Here is a 17,488-nt window from a genome sequence, read left to right as displayed (position 1 = left end):
CACCCAAAAAGAAAAATATTTATGGGCTTATTGAGGCTTGGTTTCTTCCTTCTTTTTGCGCTGTACAAAGAACATGTAAGCTACGGCAAGTATAGCGACTATCACTATTAGCGCCACTATGTACGGAGTGTAGTCTGGTGCTGGAGCGGTAGGCGTCGTCGGAGCAGTGGGGGTAGTCGGAGTAGTTGGAGTGGTCGGTGTAGTTGTTGGAGTAGTTGTGGGAGTTTTCACAGGTCTGAGTTTAAGGAGCACCAATAAGCCGCCGTCTTGCCACCTCCCAGGCCACGTCACCGGTACGCCGTACGGGTTATCGGCGCTAGGCCATCCTGTCCAGTACAGCTTCGAGCCAATGAACCAGTAGCCGTTGTACCATAATGGTATGTAAGGCATCTCGTCTAGGTATATTTGTTCAAGTTGACCGTAGAGTTGCTTCAGCTTGGTAACATCGCTGAGAGGTGTATTCGCTATTGTGTGCAAAAGCTCTGTTACCTTCGGATTAGAGTACCTGCCAAAGTTCCCGCTCCAGGAGTATTCGCCTACGGGTGGGGCATCGGGCCATAGTGCCCAGTTGTAGATAACCCAGGGGGATATAGAGGCAAAGCTGCCAAAGTTGTTTATCAACATGTCAAATGTTCCTTTGTACAATGCCTCGCTATACGCCGAGTAGTCCGGGAACTGCGCCTCGACGTAAAGTCCTACTCTCTGGAGATCGCTTGCGATAAGTCTGGCTGCCTCCATCCAATCAGTCCAGCCATACGGCACAATTATAGTAAGTTTTAAAGGCTTGCCTCCGGGTAGCTCTCTCCACCCGTCTCCATTATAGTCCTTTATCCCTATGCTGTCAAGCAATTGCTTTGCTTTTTCGGGGTCGTACTTATACCCATACCTAGATATAAGTTCTGTGTCGATGAAAGGCTTGTATCCAGGTATGTCGAGTATGCCTATAGGTAAGGCTTTGATAACGCCCCCCTCAAATACTGTGTTGATTATTTTATCCACGTCTATAGCGTAGTAGAGAGCTTTGCGGAAAGTAGGGTTATCCATGGGCGTTTTTTTCGTGTTCACAAAGAGGAATGCAACGTTTGCAGGAAGGTTCCACGGTGACTTATTATACCAGGTTACTAAGAACGGGTATTGTTGTACAAGACTGGAGAAGCCTGGCAGGAAGTAGTTGCTCCAGTCCAGCTCTCCTCGAGCCAGCATCGCTAGAGCAACAGCGTTACTCGATACCATGACGTATACGATATACCTTGGACCGGGTGTTCCGAAGTACTTCGTGCCCCACCAGTTATCGTCGCGAACCCATATCATGCGGTCAGACGTGTAGCTACTAGCCTTGTACATCCCGGAGCCTATGGGCGGCCAGTTTGCATCTTCCAATGGTTTTTCCTTGTTAACCCATACATGTTTCGGGATTATAGCGACTGATCTCAGGAAATCGTAGATCTGCGGGTAGTTTACGGTTGTGGCATTGCAGACAAAAACTACGGTTCTGGTGTCGGGTGTTTCAACGGACAGCAGGTAGTTTAGAATGCTAGAATAATAGACGGCTGTGTTTTTCTTCGGAAACTCGTAGAACGTGTACGCAACATCTTCGCTTGTAAGCGGTTGCCCGTCCTGCCATCTTGCCTCTTTTAGCTTAATTGTTATTCTCACTGTATTACCGCTTACCTGGAAGCTGGGTTGACCATCGGCTATCCAAGGAATGAAAGTTCCGTTTGCAGGGTTATATAGATACAATGTTTCGTAGACAAGCCCTATTGTACCCGTTACAGCGGACCACGGTATTAGGGGGTTCCAGTTGTTCGGTGGAGACCACATTCCGCCGCCGACGTAGATGGCTTCCTCCCTGGGTATAGTCTCGGGCGCTGCGAAAACAGGGGCGATTGTCGCGAGAACTACTAGTACCAGTATTGGTGCAACTTTTGCCTTTTTCATATTTTCAGCCTCTGTTGCAAGATTGATGTGAACATGGATACTTATAAGTTTTTCTACGAAGTTATAATATTACAACAGGGTAAAGATTTATATAATGGTAAATCCCCAAAAAATGGCAAAGGTGCTTCGAACATGAGTACAATGATGTTTCCGCAAAAATTTAGGTGGGGAGTCTCCGAGTCAGGTTTTCAGTTCGAGATGGGAGACGAGTATAGGCGCTTCATAGACACAAACACCGATTGGTGGCACTGGGTACGTGACCCTCACAACATCTCTTCCAGACTTGTCAGTGGAGATCTGCCAGAAGACGGTATAAACTACTTCGAACTATTTGGGAAGGATCATGAATTGGCAAGGGAGCTGGGACTTAACACTTACAGGCTGGGAATAGAGTGGAGCAGAATCTTTCCACATCCGACCTGGTTTATAGAGGTAGATTTTGAGAAGGATTCCTTGGGTTTCGTTAAGAGCGTAAGGATAGACGAGGATACCCTTAGGGCTCTGGACAGGTATGCTTGTCGGAAGGCCGTGCAGATGTACAGAGAAATACTGCTTGACTTACGCAAAAGAGGATTCAAAGTAATCGTAAACCTTGTACACTTTACGTTACCTTACTGGATTCACGACCCTATAAGGGCGAAGTCTTCTGAGCTTTCTGAGGGACCTTTAGGCCTCCTCGAGGAAAGCTTCCCTATTGAGATGGCGAAGTACGCAGCTTACGTTGCATGGAAGTTTGGCGACTTAGTAGATATGTGGTCCACGTTTAATGAACCAGTAGTACCTATAGAGCTAGGCTATCTAGGCACTTACACAGGTTTTCCTCCAGGTGTCAATAAGCCCCAGGCAGTTCCTAAAGCATTGGTAAACACTGCTATCGCTCATGCCTTAGCTTACGATATGATAAAGAAGTTTGACAATGTAAAGGCTGATCCCGACTCTAATTCTCCGGCAGAGGTGGGTCTAATCTACAATATAATTCCAGCATACTCTCCCGAGGGAACAAAATCAGAAAAAGCCGTTGAGCATTATTCATATTTCCATAACGAGTTGCTACTAGAGGCCGTAAAGAACGGCAGATTAGATGTCGCGCTTGACGGCAAAAATATCCTTAAACCCGCTGCTCTAGGCGGGAAGCTTGACTGGTTAGGTGTTAACTACTACACTAGGATTGTTGTCAAAGAGTCTTCTCGTCGCTTTAACGGACATCCAGTATTAGACTTCGAAGCAGTGGCTGGTTACGGATACGCTTGTGTTCCGTTCGGACTCTCGAAGATTGGAAGAGCTTGTGATGGAATGGGGTGGGAGTTCTATCCAGAAGGGCTTATTGATGCATTGAGGATTGGGTCGACCTACGCGAGTAAGCTTTTAGTCACGGAGAACGGCACCTCCGATCCTAGGGACGTAATACGTCCCAGTTATCTCGTAAACCATCTGTATGCATTATTACTAGCCATAGAGGAAGGAATAAATGTAGAAGGTTATTTGCATTGGGCGTTAACGGATAACTACGAGTGGGCTCATGGTTTTCGGCAACGTTTCGGTTTGTTCGAAGTAGACCTCATCACGAAGAGTAGAATTCCAAGGCATTCTTCAAGGATTTATAAGCATATAATCCAGCAAGGTTTTATACCAAGTGAGTATAAGAAAGACATCGTCGAGTTTAGGGGGATATAGGATGAAGACAATAGCTGTAGATGAGGCGACTTGGAAAAGGCTTAGAGAACTAAAGGATAAACTGGGTTTTCAGTCCTATAACGACGTGATAAGAGCCCTCGTAGAACAATGGCACGTCAGCCGCGTACAGGAAAGCGTTGAGAAGCTTGAAATAGACGTGGATGCCGCCGAAGCTTTAGCCTTCTTTAGACAGATGAAGAGCATTCAAAAAACTAAAGCCTAGGTCTGAAAAATGGAGTATCCTTTAGCGCCGTCGACGGATATACTCTTGGATGCTCCTGCATTGGCGCTACTACACAGTATCCGCTACAAAAACCTTATACCTCTAATCGTAGCTCGATACAAAGTTCATGTGACCGTTTTCTCTCTCGTGGAATTTTTGACTTACCTGTATTACTCTAGGAAAACTAAGGACGGGTTAAAGGTTCTAACAATGCTGAAAAATATCTACGATGTGATTGAGCATCTCGACGATAACGTTGCACAAAGAACTGCGATGATTATGAGCGATCTTCTTCATCACTCACTCAGTGCTCCCTTCGAAGACATCGTAAACGTAGCATACGTTCTGGAGAAGAATTTCGTGCTAGTTAGCGGTGATCCCAGCAGATACGAAGCTCTTCAAAAGTACGGCTTCCTGATGATAAGCGTTGAGATGCTTATTCAAGAGATTGAAAACTATTTGAAAACCAGCAAAGAGAATGAGAGCTAGGTTTTAACGACACGAATAATGGAGCCCGACTTTGGGGGAAATACAGCTCTCATCTCTCTCTTCGACTCTGGTAATAGCCTTGCTTTACCGCCAATTACTTGTGCTTCTACGATTCTTGTAGCACTCGTAATGCTTGTCTCCACATTTTCATTGCTGTGATTAATCACTATTAAAAGATCGTCCTTTTCTCCCGTGTAAACTTGTAGCTCGACTCTAGGATCCTTTGAAGCATAACGTCTTTCTACCTCTGAAACAAAGGCAAGTTGTTCATAAAATATTGTTCCTTCGTGCCATTGAGCGTTTTCCTGTGCCTGTAATATCACCTCTATAGGTATCAGCGATAGAATGGTCTTGCCACGCCCCCTTCGAGAGAAGAAGATTACCGGTTCTCCTTCGTCATCCAAGGCTATTACGTCCGAGTCCGTGCTTTGCGCCTTGAAAGTATAGATGCTTTCTGGTACTTTTAGTAATAGTTCGTCCCCCTCACTGAGGTTGCCAAATTTCCTGACGAATTTCAATTTAACGACTCCGAAGATCTTGCGTCCCATGGAGCCTGCCTCTAGAACGTTTTCCACGCCAAACAGCTCGTTCCAAAGGTGTGTCGGCGCATCGTGGAGGGCTTTGAAAGCACCGGCTCCCCTGATAACGGATGAATAGAGGGTTCCGCCGAGCTCTACATATTCTAGAAGGTTGCGCCACGTAGAAGCAAGTGTAGCTACTACAGAAGGAAGGACTACTAGCTTAGCGCTTTTTAAAATCTTTTTCAGGTCTAGCTCGTAAACCATTCGAGAAGGAACGCTAGAGGCGGATAGAAGCGAGTAGCTCATCAAGTGCGGTTTTATGGATTCCCAAAAGCCTAGTGACTCTTTGTACCATATGAACTCGTAGTCTCTGAATAAGTAAAATGGATAAACTACAAAAGTGCTTGATAAACGTTTGTACTTAGAGTGAAGTCCGAGCTTTTCTATTCTTTCGACCACATGAGAAAAGTTCCTGTAAGAGTCTGCTGCTAGTTTTTCGCTACCGTCTTTCTTCAGTAAACCAAAGCCGAGCTCTAAAGGTCTCCAATCGTATGGCTCACCGCTCTCTTCTGTGAAGTCTGAGAAACACCAAATAAACGCTCCAGAAGCTTCGTGAGCTAGAGATGTGTAAAGAATTTCCTCCACAAATCGCGCGTGGCTTTCCTCGCTGAATTGTAGTGTACTAAAGCCGAACTCTTCAAGTATGACTGGCAGGTCTCCTGCGTTGGAGAAGAGTTCAAGCATTGCCCCATAGAAGTATCCAAGCCGTACGAGATCGGTGTCGTATAGGTACAAGTGTGGCCCAACGTAGTCGACGAGGTGACGTACATTAGGGGTTTCTTGCATAAAGCTGTCTGGTATGTCTCCGCTGGATACGATGTGATTTGGGTCTACGGATTTCATAGTTTTTGTAAATGCTTCGAGTAGCCTGAGGGCATCTTCTCTTGTCGTAGCTCTCTTTACCAAGCTGAGCTCGTTACTTAGTATCCAGCCAGCAAGTGCAGGGTGTGATGCCAGCCTTTCTGCTATTTTTCTCGCAAAAGTAGCGGTCTTCTCCACGGAAGAGGGGGTGTAAAGGCTGTCGAAGCTGGTCCACGGTATTGGGAAGTTTTTTCCGCTCATGTGTCCTACGAGTAACGTTACGAATGCCTGGAGGTTTTTCTCGTGAAGCAAATCGAGGAATCTTTGTAGCTTCTGCAGACTCTCTTCAATTGGAATTCCTCTCTCATCCGCAAAATCTATATCCCTTAAAAATATCCTTACTACTCTAACGCCGAGTTCTTTCATTTTTTCTATGTCTTTCTTTAGGCTCTCTTCGTCCCATTCTTTCCACATTTTTACGTTGTATAGTCTAGGCCAGTAGTTAACTCCTAGTAAGAACTTGAACGCTTCGTCCAATAATACGAAAGACCCGGCTTTTCGTGTTCTCATACTGTCAGCTTGCAAAAATTTATATGCTTATAAATTTTCTGCAAAATGCAAGAGCTATGAGTAGCTTACTCCTAGCATTTTTACTGATTTTACTGTTAACCTTGCCTTCTCTGTATGCAGTGCCCAATAACTCGGCGAGGCTTGTAGCGTGGGTTGTCCCTTGGGGTGAGAGGGTGGATGCCCGCGAGGTGCCGGGCTACATGGTTCCGGGAGTGGTCGTCGCCTACGACGTTGACCGGGGTGTCGAGCCCCCTTCTCTTTCGCAGTGGTTATCGTACTCTGTCTCCCAGATCGAAGCCTTGAGGAGCAGCGGCAGGGAGGTCTTCGTGAACCTGTTCTGCGAGAAGTACGTGCCTTCGTGGAGCTGGAGGGGAGGGCTGAAGACCGTGCGCCTCGACGGCAGGGTGCTCGCAGAGCTGAAGAGGGTGCTGGGGGACGGGGAGGGGGCTTACATAGGCTTCAGCGAGCTGACGTCCTGCGTTAACGACGCCGGGTGCAGGGAAGAGCTCTCGGCGGCGTACAGGGAGCTCAGGGAGGCGTTTCCGGCGGCTAAGCTGTACTACTACGGGTCCGGGGGAGATGACGTGAATGCTCTGCTCGACCTCCAAGCTAAGGCTGGGCTCGACTACGTCGGTATCGACTTCTGGGACCTGGAGCTCGGCCCTCAAGGGGTCCGCGTGAAGAGGTACCTGGTCTCGAAGGTGGAGGAGCTTGCGCGTAGGCTCGGCTGGGGGAAAGTCATTGTCGGAGAGGTTGGGCTGAGGGTAGACGATGAGGAAGCGTACATCGAGCCGTGGAACTGGGGCAGGCGTAGAGTCTTCAATGAGTCGGCGGACGCGAGGTACTACTCGGAGATCCTCACCGGGCTACTCGTAGAGGAGAAGGTAGCGCCCGCCTTCATAGGGGTCTGGGCGTGGAACGACGGTGTCTTCGCGGTTAGAGGCGAGAACGACGTGCTAGATGTGCTTTCACGCTTCGCAACCTCCAGCCCTGAGGGTTCGGCGTCCACTGTGCGGCTCAACACCCCTCTTCCATGGGTGTTCCCGTGGGTAGCAGTCGCACTGGCACCGATCGCTGTCTTCGTCGCCGTAATCCTTCAACGCAGACACCGCTCGAAGCGAGGCGCGCCGGGCAACGCGTAGCCCTACCCGTAGTTCCTAAGGGAAAAAGGAGGAAGATTTCACAGCGCTTACTTGCCGCTCTTCACGTAGTACACGGAGTAGGAGATCGTTAGCCCGCGGCTAGCCTCTTCCAGCGCCGCCCAGTCCTCGGGCTTAAGCCTCCACCCAGCCGCTCCCGCGAGCTCCTCTACCTGGGCGGGGCTCTTCGCGCCGGGTATCGGCACGACCGCCGGGCTTGAGGTTATGAGCCAGTTGAGGGCTACCTGTACGGGGGTTTTCCCGTACTTCTCCCCGGTAGACTTCAGGAGCTGTACGACGCGCCAAACCTTCTCGAAGTTCTCCGGGTGGAAGACAGGCTCCCTGGCCCTCACGTCGGCGAACTGCGGCAGGTTGTCAGGCGTGTACTTGCCGGTGAGGGCCCCCTTGGCTATGGGGCTCCACGCCTGCACAGTTATCCTGTGCTTCTCCGCGTACGGTATCACCTCAGCTTCGGCCCACCTCTCCACGAGGTTGTAGCGGTGCTGGAACACCTCTACGTCTGCCCTCGCCAGGCTGCTCCGGAAGCTCTCCACGAGCTCTACGGGGAAGTTGCTCAACCCCAGGTAGCGTACAAGCCCGACGTTTACCAGTTGCTCCATCGCCCTGGCGTAGACCTTGGTGGGGTAGTTGTGCCAGCAGGGTGGCCAGTGCGCGAGTAGCACGTCGACGTAGCCTAGCCCCAGGAGCTTCACGCTGTGCTCGACCGCCCTGGGTATGTCTAGCGGGTTGAGGAACTCTCCCGGGATCTTTGTTGACACGATTATCTCGTCGCGCTTCGCGCCGAGCTCGCGGAGGGCGGAGCCGAGCGTCTTCTCGCTGAACCCATTGCCGTAGACCATCGCCGTGTCGAAGAAGTTTATCCCGAGCTCCAAGGCTCTCTTCACGACGCTCTTAGCCTTCTCGTAGTCGGTGAGCCCCCATGCCTCGCTGAACTCCCACGCTCCCAGGCCTATCCTAGAAACCTTTTCACCTGTTTTACCTAGAACCGTGTACTCCACGATTCGGGCATATGACAGCGGGGTATATAAGTGTAACTGAGTACCGGGGGCTGACAAGCCCTCCGCCTTGCCACGCGAACAGTTATTAAGCCGCGCCTCCACCCCGGGAGTGTGGGCATCAAGGCGCTCGTGGTAGACCTGGACGGCACCCTCTGGTCCCACAGGGATATCTCGCGCACGCGCCCGCCGTTCAGGAGGGTCTCCGACGGCGTAGTCGTAGACTCCACCGGGCAGGAGGTCAGGCTGAACCCCTGCGTCGAGGAGGCGCTGAGAGCCGCTAGGGAGGCAGGCTTAAGGCTGGCAGTGGCGAGCTGGAACGACCCGGAACCCGCCGTCGAGGCTCTGAAGGCACTCGGGGTCTACGGGTACTTCGACCTCCTAGTGATCGAGCCTCACCCCGGGAAGGACAGGATGCTCGAGAAGATACTCCGAGAGCTACGCCTGTCGCCCGGGGAAGTAGTCTTCGTCGACGACACCGAGTACATGGTCGAGCTCGTGCGGGAGGCGCACCCCGGGATACTCTCCCTGAGGATGGGGGTGGACGTGAGGGATTTCTGCGAGCTTCTACGCAAGTTAAATATTTTTACGACGCAGGGGTTTAGGAGCCGTGGCGAAGGCTAGCAAGTCCAAGCTGGTAGCAACGGTCGGGGTTTTCGCGGCACTCACGACCGTAGCTACGGTGATAGTGCAGATACCCGTCCCGGAGACCAAGGGCTATATCAACCTGGGCGACGCCGTCGTCCTGCTATCGGGCATCGTCCTCGGCCCGGCGGCCGGGGCGCTGGCGGGCGGAATCGGCTCAGCGCTGGCAGACGTTCTCTCCGGCTACGCCCACTGGGCCCCCTTCACCCTGGTGATCAAGGGGGTTGAAGGGTTTCTCGCGGGGCTCCTCTCGAGGACCGGGAAGACGGCTTTGAGGACGTTGGGTGTCTTGCTGGCCGCGTTCGAGATGATTCTCGGGTACTTCCTCGTAGAGACACTCCTCTACGGCGTCGGCGCGGCTCTAGCCGAGCTTCCGGGGAACGTCTTCCAGGCGGTGTTCGGCGCGCTGGTAGCGCTACTCGCGGGGGAGCAGTTGAGGAGGCGCATCGGGGTCGCGGATGCCGTTTCGTAGGCTCGGGAAGCTGACATACGGGGAGCTCGAGGAGCTCCTCTCGAGGCTTAGGAGGCAGGACGCCAGCGTGCTCCTGGGGCCGGCTATAGGCGAGGATGCTGCTCTGATAGACCTCGGGGACAAGGTTCTCGTCGTGCACGCGGACCCGATCACCGGGGCTGTGAGCAACATAGGGTGGCTCTCGGTCCACGTGTCTGCGAACGACGTAGCTACACGGGGGGTCCAGCCCAGGTGGCTTGTCACGGTGGTTCTGCTACCGGAGGGCGCCGGGCAGGATGTCCTATGGGACATAGCCGGCCAGCTGAGGAAGGCTGCCGACGAGATAGGGGCGACGATAGTGGGAGGGCACACCGAGTTTACGCCGGGGCTGGACAGGCCGATACTGGTCACCACGGCTATGGGGGTGGGCGGGAAGGGCGAGGTTCTCGCGACTTCGCGTGCAAGGCCGGGCGACGCCTTGATACTGACCAAGGGGGCGGGGATAGAGGGTACCGCGATACTCGCGACGGAGCTCTACGACGAGCTCTCCAGGAAGGTAGATAGGGAAGTGCTGGAGAGGGCTAAGTCCTTCATCTACGAGGTAAGCGTGGTCAAGGACGCCTTAACTGCGGTGAGGGCTGGGGGTGTCCACGCGATGCACGACCCCACGGAGGGCGGCGTCCTCGGCGGCCTCCAGGAGATGGCTATCGCGGCTAACGCCGGCCTCGTCGTCGAGGAGGAAAAGATACCCGTAAGGGAGGAGACGAAGGCTGTGTGCCGCGCGCTGGGGGTAGACCCACTGAGGCTGATAAGCTCTGGATCCCTGCTGATAGCCGTCGAGGGCTCCAGGGCCAGGGACGTCGTGGATGCTCTCTCCAGGGAAGGCATACCCGCGGCGGTCATAGGGAGGCTTACCGAGGGTAGCGAGAGGATCCTCGTAAAGAGGGGCGGCGAAATCGTAGACCTAAACGAGCCCGTAGTCGACGAGCTCTGGAGAATACTCGGGGAGAGGTAAAAAAAGGCTTATATTTTGAGGCCCAGCTCCCTAGCTATCTGCGCTATCTTTTCCTCCACTTCCCGCGTCTCCGGGGTGAGAGGCGTCCTAGCGTACGGCTTTACCGGGGCACCCATGACTTTCAGCAAAGTCTTCACGGAGGTCGGGAAGGAGGTGGCGTAGTCGTAGACGCGTACGAGCCTCAAGAGCTTGTGCCAAGCCTCCAACGCCCTTTTCAGGTCCCCGGATCTGTACGCGTCGTAGACCTCGCGGTGTATCTGCGGGGCGGCGTTTGCGAGCGCCATTATCCCGCCGTCGCCTCCCATCATCAGCACCGGTAGCAGGAGGTCGTCGAGCCCTGTCAGCACGGCGAAGTCCTTCCTCTCAGCCTTCACTACCTGTACCAGCTGGCGGAAGTAGGTGAAGCTCTCGACGGTAGCCTTGGCGCCCGCCAGGTTGCTGTGCTCCTTCGCGAGCTCCAGGTAGAGCCCCACCGGTATGTTGATCCCCGTAGTCGCCGGTATGTTGTACACTATTATCGGGAGGTCTACCTTTTCGAGGATAGTCGAGAAGTGGACCTTCAGCCTCTCCGGGGACACCTTGAAGAAGTAGGGAGGAGTAACCACGGCGCCGTCGACCCCCAAGTCCTTGAAGGTTCTCCCGAGAGCGACGGAGTCCTCAGTGTAGTTAGCGCTGATACCCGGGATAACCCAGACCTTGCCGCCGACAGCCTCCAGGACCAGCCTCGTTACCTCGACGGCCTCCTCCCTCGATAGGTGCACGAACTCCCCGGTAGTGCTGTTCGGGAAGATCCCGTGAACCCCCTTCTCGGCCTGGTACCTGGCGAGCCAGGCGACCGCCTCCCTGTCCAGCGAGAGGTCCTCCCTGAACGGCGTGATGAATGGGGATATCACTCCGTAGAACCTGGCGCTCACTTCTCCTGCACCTTCTCAGGTAGCGATAGCCGGATGCTGAGGTAGCCGAAGATGGGGCCCAGCAGGTTAGCGGCAACCTGCCATACCAGTGCAAGCGTGGCGTCTAAGAGGAGTTGCCCTGTCTTCGGGTAGAACCCCCCGTAGTACGTTCCGAAGTAGCTGGGGAATGCAAAGAACACGGCCGCACCCGTGAACTTGAACACCGATATTATGTACATCAGTACGAGTACGTCGAGGAATTCGACGAGCATTACCGGGATGATGTAGTGGACTCCAGGCATAGCCTTCACAGCGTAGTCGAAGCCGACAACAGCTAGCCAGCCGAAGACCCCTCCCAGCGGCGTGGCCTTGTATATCTCCTTGAACGCTTTCTTGTCTGCGCCTAGCGCGAAGTAACCTGCCCATGTAACGAACGTTGCCCAGACGGGTAGCCCGAGCGGTGGGAGAGTCACAAGCAGGCTGAGAGCAGCTAAGTAGGCAACTGTAAGCTCTATTGGAACCTTATACCTAACCGACATGTCTACCCACCCGCATTCTTCTCGACCCATTCGCGAACCCTACCGAACCCCTCACGAATCTTCTCCACCGGTAAAACGTACGAGACACGCATGTACCCATCACCGCCCCTCAAGGGGAAGGCAGTCCCAGGTAAGAGAACTACACCCGCCTCGAACAGTAACCTCTTCGCAAGCTCGTCCACACTCCTCAAGCCCGTCGCTCGGAGAACCTCCTTGAAGTTCGGGAAGAGGTAGAATGCACCCCTGGACTTCACGGTGCTAACGCCGGGTATCTTGCTGAGCTCTTCGAAAGCGGCGTCCCTCCTCCTACGGTACTCCTCTAGTAGCGGCTTGAACCAGCCCGTACCCAGCTGGAGCGCCTTGAGCGCCCCGTACTGGAGAGGAGCGGGCGGACAGCTGTACATGTTCGTCGCAAAGACTTCGAGGGCCCGTATGACTTCTTCTCTGGCGACGACGTAGCCGAGCCTCAGCCCGGTCATAGCCCAGGTCTTCGAGAAACCGCTCACGTACACGACGTAGTCGCGCCAGTCCGGTGCCTGGAGGAAGCTCGCGTGCTTCCCCTCGTACACGTAGTCCTCGTATATCTCGTCGCTAATCACGAACATGCCCTTCCTCCTAGCCAGCTCCAGTAGAGCCTCCACGTCTTTCTCCTCGAGCGCCGAGCCCGTCGGGTTATGCGGAGAGTTCACGACGATACCCCTCACCCTGTGGAGGCCCTCTACAGTCCTCTCGACGTCCTCCGCCGAGAGCCTGAACCCTCTCTCCTCCGCGAGCCTCACGAAGACAGGCCTGCCGCCCGCGTACCTAATAACACACTCGTACGTCGGAAACGCAGGGTCCTGCACGACGACCTCGTCTCCAGGCCTCGTCAGGAGGGAGATCGTCATGAAGAGCGCTGCCTTAGCCCCCACGGTTACCGCGACTTCGCTGGGCTTAACGTCCACTCCGTACTTTTCGCCGACGTAGCGCGCTATCTCCTCGCGGAGCTCCGGTATGCCTAGCGGCGAGATGTACCTCGTGTAGCCCCTGTCCAGCGCCTCCTTGATTGCTTCGAGTGCTTCTCTAGGGGGCTGGAAGTCGGGTTGCCCTATCCCGAAGCTGATAACGTCTATACCTTTACGCCTAGCCTCGGCTGCCAAGTCGAGGTATACGAAGGCGCCCTCAGGCTCTAGTTGCTCCGCGAGGGGAGAAAAAACCAGCGTAGGTTTAGGCAAGGGGTATCCCCCTACTCCAGCACGGCGAAAGCCCTGACGGGGCTCGCGGACCCGTTCGTTATCCTCAGGGGCGGGCCGTAGAACTGGAACGTCTTCCCTAAGAGCTCTCCGAGGTTTGTGAGGTTCTCGAATATCACTATGCCCTTCGGTAGCAGGATCTTGTGCCCGGGGAACGGGGCCTGGTCTATGCTGGGAGCATCTATGCCGACAGCGTTCACGCCCAGGTCTGCCAGGTACCTCGCCCCGCCCTCGTCGAGACCCGGGTGGTTGAACCAGTCGGGAGTCCCCGCCTTGGCGTCGTACCCGGTTCTTATCAGGACGACCCACCCGTTACCTACACCTTTCCCCTCTAGAGCCTTCTCTAGGAACTCGCGGGTTATCGGCGCCTTGGGCGGGAGGTGGCTCGCGTCTACGACGATCCCTCTACCCATGAACCTCTCCAGCGGGACCTTGTCTATGGTGGGTGCTCCCTCGATGAAGTGCGCCGGCGAGTCTACGTGGGTCCCCGTGTGCTCTACGAGCATTAACAGGTTGCTGTAGTACCCGTGCTCCTTTATCGTAGTCCACGTGTGGACGATGGGGACGGGGTAGCCCGGGAATACGGGCGCCCCTGTTTTAAGCTCCATCGTCAGATCAACTATTCTCATGGGGCTCAGCCGGTACACTTTTCGCATATCTGTGTGATTAGCTTTCTGCTAAAGCCTTTAACCGAAATCCTTAAATATACCTTCAAGGAAGGCTACGAGCTCTGCGCATGTAGCCAGAGCCCTTCTCCTCCTCACGGAAAGGTAGCTCCTAGCCTGTCCCGTCAGCGCGGCGACTTCTCCCAGGGTGCCTCCAGCGAAGAGCCTTAAATCCTTGTACGTGCAACCGTTGCTTAATCTCTTCTCAAGGTACTCGCGTATACCTACAGCATCTAGAACGAGCTTCGCCGCGGAGAATGTCGATGCGTTTAGACGCATACTCCTAACTATGGAGACTTCGTGCCCTTTCTCCTCCAGGTACTCCCTGAGGCGCTTCGTTACGCCACGCATAACCACGACCACCCAGTACTCGTACCCGTTGCTCGCAAAGAGGGGGCTATGCCAGAAGACGTCCTCCTCCGACGTGAGAGCATCCATAGCCATCGTCGAGTGCATGCGTATCGAGAGCAGAGCCCTCGACCCCCTCTTCGAGACTACCCTTACTTCCTCCACTCTCTCGTCTCCCCTCAGGGAGTCTAAAATGCTTCTAAGCGACGGCGAGTTCCCGACGTAGAGGTACCCGTACACCTTACCGCGGACAAGCCGGGAGGAGAGGGCGTCAAGCCTCTCTTCGGGGAACCTTTCAGAAACGCTCACAACGGGGCAGTCCGGCTGGTGTATACGCCAGACCTCGACGAGCATTTCAAATCTATAGCATGTTCGGCGTAGCCAATAGATAAACCTTGTACCCGTGGAGAAGCTTATTGGAGTTTTCCCGATTTTTCACGTTAAAAGCCCGACGTAGCTAGGGGTGGTGGAGGCCGAGGTTCGCCCGACAAATAGTTTAACTAAGCCTTTAGGCTTTGCATCGGCAGGAGTCACGGAGCACTGGGGGAGGTGCTTGGCGTACCTCCAGAAGAGAAGGCTCCAGGTAGTCACCGACGTCCTGAGCAGGTTGCTGGCGGGCGAGGCCGCTACGAGGGACGAAGCCATCGGCTTGCTGCGCAGAGCATACCTAGAGGCGGGCCTGGAGCCGCTGAGGGGGCTTTCCACTCCTCGGAGCTTCTACAGGGAGATGTCGCTGGTGTACGCCGTGGGCAAGTACGGGCTTGGGCTCGACGAGGAGCTCGAAGGATTGCGGGAAATATTCGAGGTGGAGGCTCTCTGCGACGCGGCGCTGGGGCTCGTGAGGAGCGGCGCCGGCGTCGAGGAGTCGGTTTTCAGGGTGTTCGGGCGCCTAAAGGAGTCCGACGTTAGGAGTTTCCTCAACTACGTCTTGGCGGCGAGCCTGCTCGGCTACGTGGGCTTCGAGGAGCTCTTGAAGGTGCTGGGAGGTCTAGAGGCTTACGGCAACGTAGCGCGGGACTACAGGATCCTGGTGGTAGCGTACAGGCTCGCGGACTTCGTGGGCTCCAACAAGTTTTCCAGGAGGTCCGAGAAGGAGGCGGCTAAGCTGGACCTAGCGAGGAGCCTCGGCGACGAGAAGGCTTTGCCGTCGGACGGGCTCGTCTGGAGGATAGCTGTAAACGTCTACGGCGTAGACGAGGGTGTGGCTAACCGCGTCCTCAGGATGAGCCCCAGCGACCTCGCAAGGGTAGTTCTCGAGTCTAGCACGTGGTGGTACGGGTACGTGGTGTCTCCCGGAGAGCTGGAGGAATACCTCGCCGGCCTCGAGCCGGAGTGGCTCCAGGCGTACCTCTACCTCGAAAAGAAGCTCAGGAAGGCTTTCCCGGCTTCCTCGAGGCTAGTCGCGGCGGCAGCCGTAGACCAGGCGAAGGCGGAGGGGGCGAGCCCCGAGTCCCTGACGGCTAGGAGCGTAAACATCGAGAACCCCGTCTCCAGCCTGCTGGAGTGGGGGTGCTCCGGCTGGAGGTTTACCTACATGAACCTGGCTCCCAAGGGGGAGTTCGAGCTGAGGCTTGAGGACAAGCACGAGGTAATAGTCTTCGACCGCGTCCGGGCGTACGAGGCCCTCGCCTTGGGGGTCAGGAGGCTCAGGGAGAGGATAGCGGAGAAAGCTAGCGGGGACCTCGACGTGAAGGTGAGGCTCGGCGGGAGGCTCAGCGGTATGTGGCTCAGGGTCCAGGCCATGCTCCTCGCGGTTAAAGTCGTCGGGGAGGCCTACGTGTTGACCGCGCCGCCCGCAGCCCAGGCGAGGCTCCGGGAGGGCCTCCTGGAGGAGAGGAGGATCCCGGTGGACGGCGGGGAGCTCGTCGCGAGGCTTGTTGAGCGAGGGTTTAACCGGTACGTCACGCTGGAGCTAGGCGGGAGGAGGATCGCGACGCTGAAGCTGGGCTCCGACCCCGGGAAGCTGGAGGAAAAGGTCGAGAAGATACTCTCGCATAACCTCCCGAAGGGCGTGAGCGAGGAGAAAAGGCGGCTACTGGGAGAAGAGGTGAGGAGCCTGCTCAAGCGCTGAGAGGCTTCGCGCGGAGGCGCGCCCCGAGCTTCTCCTCGAGGAGCCCGAGCATCTCGCGGTAAGCCTGGATCTTCGAGGTGTGCCTGGCGTCCAGGGGTCCCGGCCTCTTCATGTAGAACCTGTTAACCTCCGGTACTGTTCCGCGGAGACCGGCCTTCGCGAGGGCGTAGGCGAGCCTCGCGAGGTCCACGATGTACCCGGCTAGCGCCGGGCTATCGTTTATCCGCATGTTCACTACGAGCTCGTCCGTGAAGCCCCCGAAGGAGACCCACTGAACGTGCATCGAGACGAACTTCTTGTCGCCGAGGGGTTCGAGGTAGCCGGTAGGCCTTATGAAGTGGGGAGGCTCGTAGCCGAGTATGTCCTTTAAGAAGCCCGACTTAGTGTTCTCCTTTGCCAGGTTCCTCTCGGGCTCCGTCAACGCCAGGAAGTCCGTGTTGCCCCCTATGTTGAACTGTGCTATCGATAGAACCCTTCTGTTCCTCTCCTTCAGGTGCTCGGCTAGGTCAACGGTGAGGGGGGTCGCCCCCGTGGCGCCGTCGTCGCCGAGAACCAGCAACCCGTTCTCCCGCGCCTTCTCTACGAACGCTGGGCTACAAGCTACGTAAGCGGGCTGGAGGTTCACGTAGGAGGATCTCCCGTGCCTTAGAACCAGGAAAGCGTAGACCTGCGAGTGGGGTAGATCGCCCCTATATGCTTTCTCCTCGACCTCCCGCCACGAGTAGAGGGGGCTGGAAGCAACGGTACTCGTAACGTCTACGACGACGTCCGGTTTCACGTCGTCTAGCCATTCCTCGAACGCCCCGTAAGCGTCCGCCAGGGGCTTCGAGTCGTCCAGAGCCTTCGTCCTTATGAACCCGGGCGTGCTCCGCAGCTTAAGCCCGGGCGCCACGACGACCTCTCCGAGCTCTGGCTCCGGGCTAAGCCCGTACATAGGTGCCACTTCGCGGAGGCTCTTGCCGACCTTTCTTTCGTCCACGTCTACGCTCCCGGCAATTTCGAGGTCCTCCACCGGGACGCCGAAGTCCACGTCTGCGAGCGGTACTCCCCAGGGCTCGATCTCGCCTTTCTTCAGCTTGCAGAGCCCCCACGCGAAGATCGTTGCGACGTAACCCTGCCCGACCAGGGCTACCCGAACCACGTCTACCGCCAACTAGTTCATGACCATGAACTATATAAATCTTAACTTATACCGGCT

The 17,488-nt window shown here is 55.4% G+C and carries 17 protein-coding genes; 8 read left to right on the top strand and 9 right to left on the bottom strand.

The genetic code is table 11. The annotated features are described in order from the left end of the window. Positions 1 to 27: 27 nt before the first annotated feature. Entirely contained in the window at positions 28 to 1,938 is a 1,911-nt protein-coding gene (locus TPEN_RS08555; protein ID WP_011753336.1) for an ABC transporter substrate-binding protein, read from the bottom strand. Between the two features lie 33 nt (positions 1,939 to 1,971). Between TPEN_RS08555 and bgaS the strand changes: the two genes are divergently transcribed. The 3 genes from bgaS (at position 1,972) to TPEN_RS08540 (ending at position 4,324) form a co-directional block, all read left to right on the top strand. Continuing rightward, positions 1,972 to 3,612 (top strand): beta-galactosidase BgaS, encoded by a 1,641-nt coding sequence (bgaS, locus tag TPEN_RS08550; RefSeq protein WP_245534199.1) that lies wholly within the window; start codon positions 1,972 to 1,974, stop codon positions 3,610 to 3,612. Position 3,613: 1 nt separating this feature from the next. After that, positions 3,614 to 3,835 (top strand): ribbon-helix-helix protein, CopG family, encoded by a 222-nt coding sequence (locus TPEN_RS08545; RefSeq protein WP_011753334.1) that lies wholly within the window; start codon positions 3,614 to 3,616, stop codon positions 3,833 to 3,835. A 129-nt stretch (positions 3,836 to 3,964) separates the two neighbouring features. Next, on the top strand, positions 3,965 to 4,324 hold the full coding sequence (locus tag TPEN_RS08540; RefSeq protein WP_052885323.1) for a PIN domain-containing protein: 360 nt from the start codon (positions 3,965 to 3,967) through the stop codon (positions 4,322 to 4,324). On the opposite strand, the gene TPEN_RS08535 is transcribed toward TPEN_RS08540, so the two are convergent. Then, positions 4,321 to 6,276 (bottom strand): glycoside hydrolase 5 family protein, encoded by a 1,956-nt coding sequence (locus TPEN_RS08535; RefSeq protein WP_148678040.1) that lies wholly within the window; start codon positions 6,274 to 6,276, stop codon positions 4,321 to 4,323. The two genes, TPEN_RS08540 and TPEN_RS08535, sit on opposite strands and share 4 nt — an antisense overlap. Before the next feature lie 56 nt (positions 6,277 to 6,332). Between TPEN_RS08535 and TPEN_RS08530 the strand changes: the two genes are divergently transcribed. Next, positions 6,333 to 7,418 carry a glycoside hydrolase family 113 protein gene (locus TPEN_RS08530; protein WP_148678039.1) on the top strand — a complete coding sequence of 362 codons (1,086 nt, stop codon included), beginning with the start codon at positions 6,333 to 6,335 and terminating at the stop codon, positions 7,416 to 7,418. A gap of 47 nt (positions 7,419 to 7,465) precedes the next feature. Here TPEN_RS08530 and TPEN_RS08525 read toward each other — a convergent pair whose 3' ends face one another. Beyond that, positions 7,466 to 8,434, bottom strand: a complete 969-nt coding sequence (locus TPEN_RS08525; protein WP_011753330.1) for an aldo/keto reductase — start codon at positions 8,432 to 8,434, stop codon at positions 7,466 to 7,468. A 111-nt stretch (positions 8,435 to 8,545) separates the two neighbouring features. On the opposite strand from TPEN_RS08525, the gene TPEN_RS08520 reads away from it, so the two are divergent. From TPEN_RS08520 to TPEN_RS08510, 3 genes are read left to right on the top strand one after another with little or no spacing between them, the layout of a single operon-like run. Beyond that, the gene (locus TPEN_RS08520; protein WP_011753329.1) at positions 8,546 to 9,055 is read left to right on the top strand and encodes a magnesium-dependent phosphatase-1; all 510 of its coding nucleotides are present in this window, start codon (positions 8,546 to 8,548) and stop codon (positions 9,053 to 9,055) included. Continuing rightward, complete coding sequence (locus TPEN_RS08515) at positions 9,042 to 9,548, top strand: ECF transporter S component (RefSeq protein WP_011753328.1); 507 nt, start codon at positions 9,042 to 9,044, stop codon at positions 9,546 to 9,548. Before TPEN_RS08520 ends, TPEN_RS08515 begins: the two co-directional genes overlap by 14 nt. Next, positions 9,535 to 10,542, top strand: a complete 1,008-nt coding sequence (locus TPEN_RS08510; RefSeq protein WP_011753327.1) for an AIR synthase family protein — start codon at positions 9,535 to 9,537, stop codon at positions 10,540 to 10,542. The genes TPEN_RS08515 and TPEN_RS08510 overlap by 14 nt, the downstream gene beginning before the upstream one ends. 8 nt (positions 10,543 to 10,550) lie before the next feature. Here the strand turns inward: TPEN_RS08510 and TPEN_RS08505 are convergent, their stop codons facing one another. From TPEN_RS08505 to TPEN_RS08485, 5 genes are read right to left on the bottom strand one after another with little or no spacing between them, the layout of a single operon-like run. Further along, positions 10,551 to 11,456 (bottom strand): dihydrodipicolinate synthase family protein, encoded by a 906-nt coding sequence (locus tag TPEN_RS08505; protein WP_011753326.1) that lies wholly within the window; start codon positions 11,454 to 11,456, stop codon positions 10,551 to 10,553. Continuing rightward, positions 11,453 to 11,974, bottom strand: coding sequence for a DUF1097 domain-containing protein (locus tag TPEN_RS08500; protein WP_052885321.1), 522 nt, complete (start codon positions 11,972 to 11,974; stop codon positions 11,453 to 11,455). Before TPEN_RS08500 ends, TPEN_RS08505 begins: the two co-directional genes overlap by 4 nt. Positions 11,975 to 11,976: 2 nt before the next feature. After that, positions 11,977 to 13,188 (bottom strand): pyridoxal phosphate-dependent aminotransferase, encoded by a 1,212-nt coding sequence (locus TPEN_RS08495; RefSeq protein WP_011753324.1) that lies wholly within the window; start codon positions 13,186 to 13,188, stop codon positions 11,977 to 11,979. Positions 13,189 to 13,199: 11 nt separating this feature from the next. Next, on the bottom strand, positions 13,200 to 13,835 hold the full coding sequence (locus tag TPEN_RS08490; RefSeq protein ID WP_052885409.1) for a cyclase family protein: 636 nt from the start codon (positions 13,833 to 13,835) through the stop codon (positions 13,200 to 13,202). Between the two features lie 57 nt (positions 13,836 to 13,892). Further along, on the bottom strand, positions 13,893 to 14,573 hold the full coding sequence (locus TPEN_RS08485; protein WP_011753322.1) for a hypothetical protein: 681 nt from the start codon (positions 14,571 to 14,573) through the stop codon (positions 13,893 to 13,895). 112 nt (positions 14,574 to 14,685) lie between these two features. Between TPEN_RS08485 and TPEN_RS08480 the strand changes: the two genes are divergently transcribed. Then, positions 14,686 to 16,290: a DUF2192 domain-containing protein gene (locus TPEN_RS08480; RefSeq protein ID WP_187146329.1), complete on the top strand. Its 1,605-nt coding sequence runs from the start codon at positions 14,686 to 14,688 to the stop codon at positions 16,288 to 16,290. Here TPEN_RS08480 and TPEN_RS08475 read toward each other — a convergent pair. Then, positions 16,280 to 17,431 carry a hypothetical protein gene (locus TPEN_RS08475; protein WP_052885320.1) on the bottom strand — a complete coding sequence of 384 codons (1,152 nt, stop codon included), beginning with the start codon at positions 17,429 to 17,431 and terminating at the stop codon, positions 16,280 to 16,282. The genes TPEN_RS08480 and TPEN_RS08475 overlap by 11 nt on opposite strands. Positions 17,432 to 17,488 lie beyond the last annotated feature (57 nt).

This window comes from Thermofilum pendens Hrk 5, from assembly GCF_000015225.1.
In the GTDB taxonomy this organism is placed as follows: Archaea; Thermoproteota; Thermoprotei; order Thermofilales; family Thermofilaceae; genus Thermofilum; species Thermofilum pendens.
The sequence above is the reverse complement of the archived record's forward strand: the minus strand, read 5'-3'. Positions and strand labels throughout refer to the sequence as shown.

Excerpts from the sequence above, each read along its gene's own strand:
- TPEN_RS08555 (WP_011753336.1), bottom strand. The coding sequence starts at position 1,938 with ATGAAAAAGGCAAAAGTTGCACCAATACTGGTACTAGTAGTTCTCGCG.
- bgaS (WP_245534199.1), top strand. The coding sequence starts at position 1,972 with ATGGATACTTATAAGTTTTTCTACGAAGTTATAATATTACAACAGGGT.
- TPEN_RS08545 (WP_011753334.1), top strand. The coding sequence starts at position 3,614 with ATGAAGACAATAGCTGTAGATGAGGCGACTTGGAAAAGGCTTAGAGAA.
- TPEN_RS08535 (WP_148678040.1), bottom strand. The coding sequence starts at position 6,276 with ATGAGAACACGAAAAGCCGGGTCTTTCGTATTATTGGACGAAGCGTTC.
- TPEN_RS08530 (WP_148678039.1), top strand. The coding sequence starts at position 6,333 with ATGAGTAGCTTACTCCTAGCATTTTTACTGATTTTACTGTTAACCTTG.
- TPEN_RS08510 (WP_011753327.1), top strand. The coding sequence starts at position 9,535 with ATGCCGTTTCGTAGGCTCGGGAAGCTGACATACGGGGAGCTCGAGGAG.
- TPEN_RS08500 (WP_052885321.1), bottom strand. The coding sequence starts at position 11,974 with ATGTCGGTTAGGTATAAGGTTCCAATAGAGCTTACAGTTGCCTACTTA.
- TPEN_RS08490 (WP_052885409.1), bottom strand. The coding sequence starts at position 13,835 with ATGAGAATAGTTGATCTGACGATGGAGCTTAAAACAGGGGCGCCCGTA.
- TPEN_RS08485 (WP_011753322.1), bottom strand. The coding sequence starts at position 14,573 with ATGCTCGTCGAGGTCTGGCGTATACACCAGCCGGACTGCCCCGTTGTG.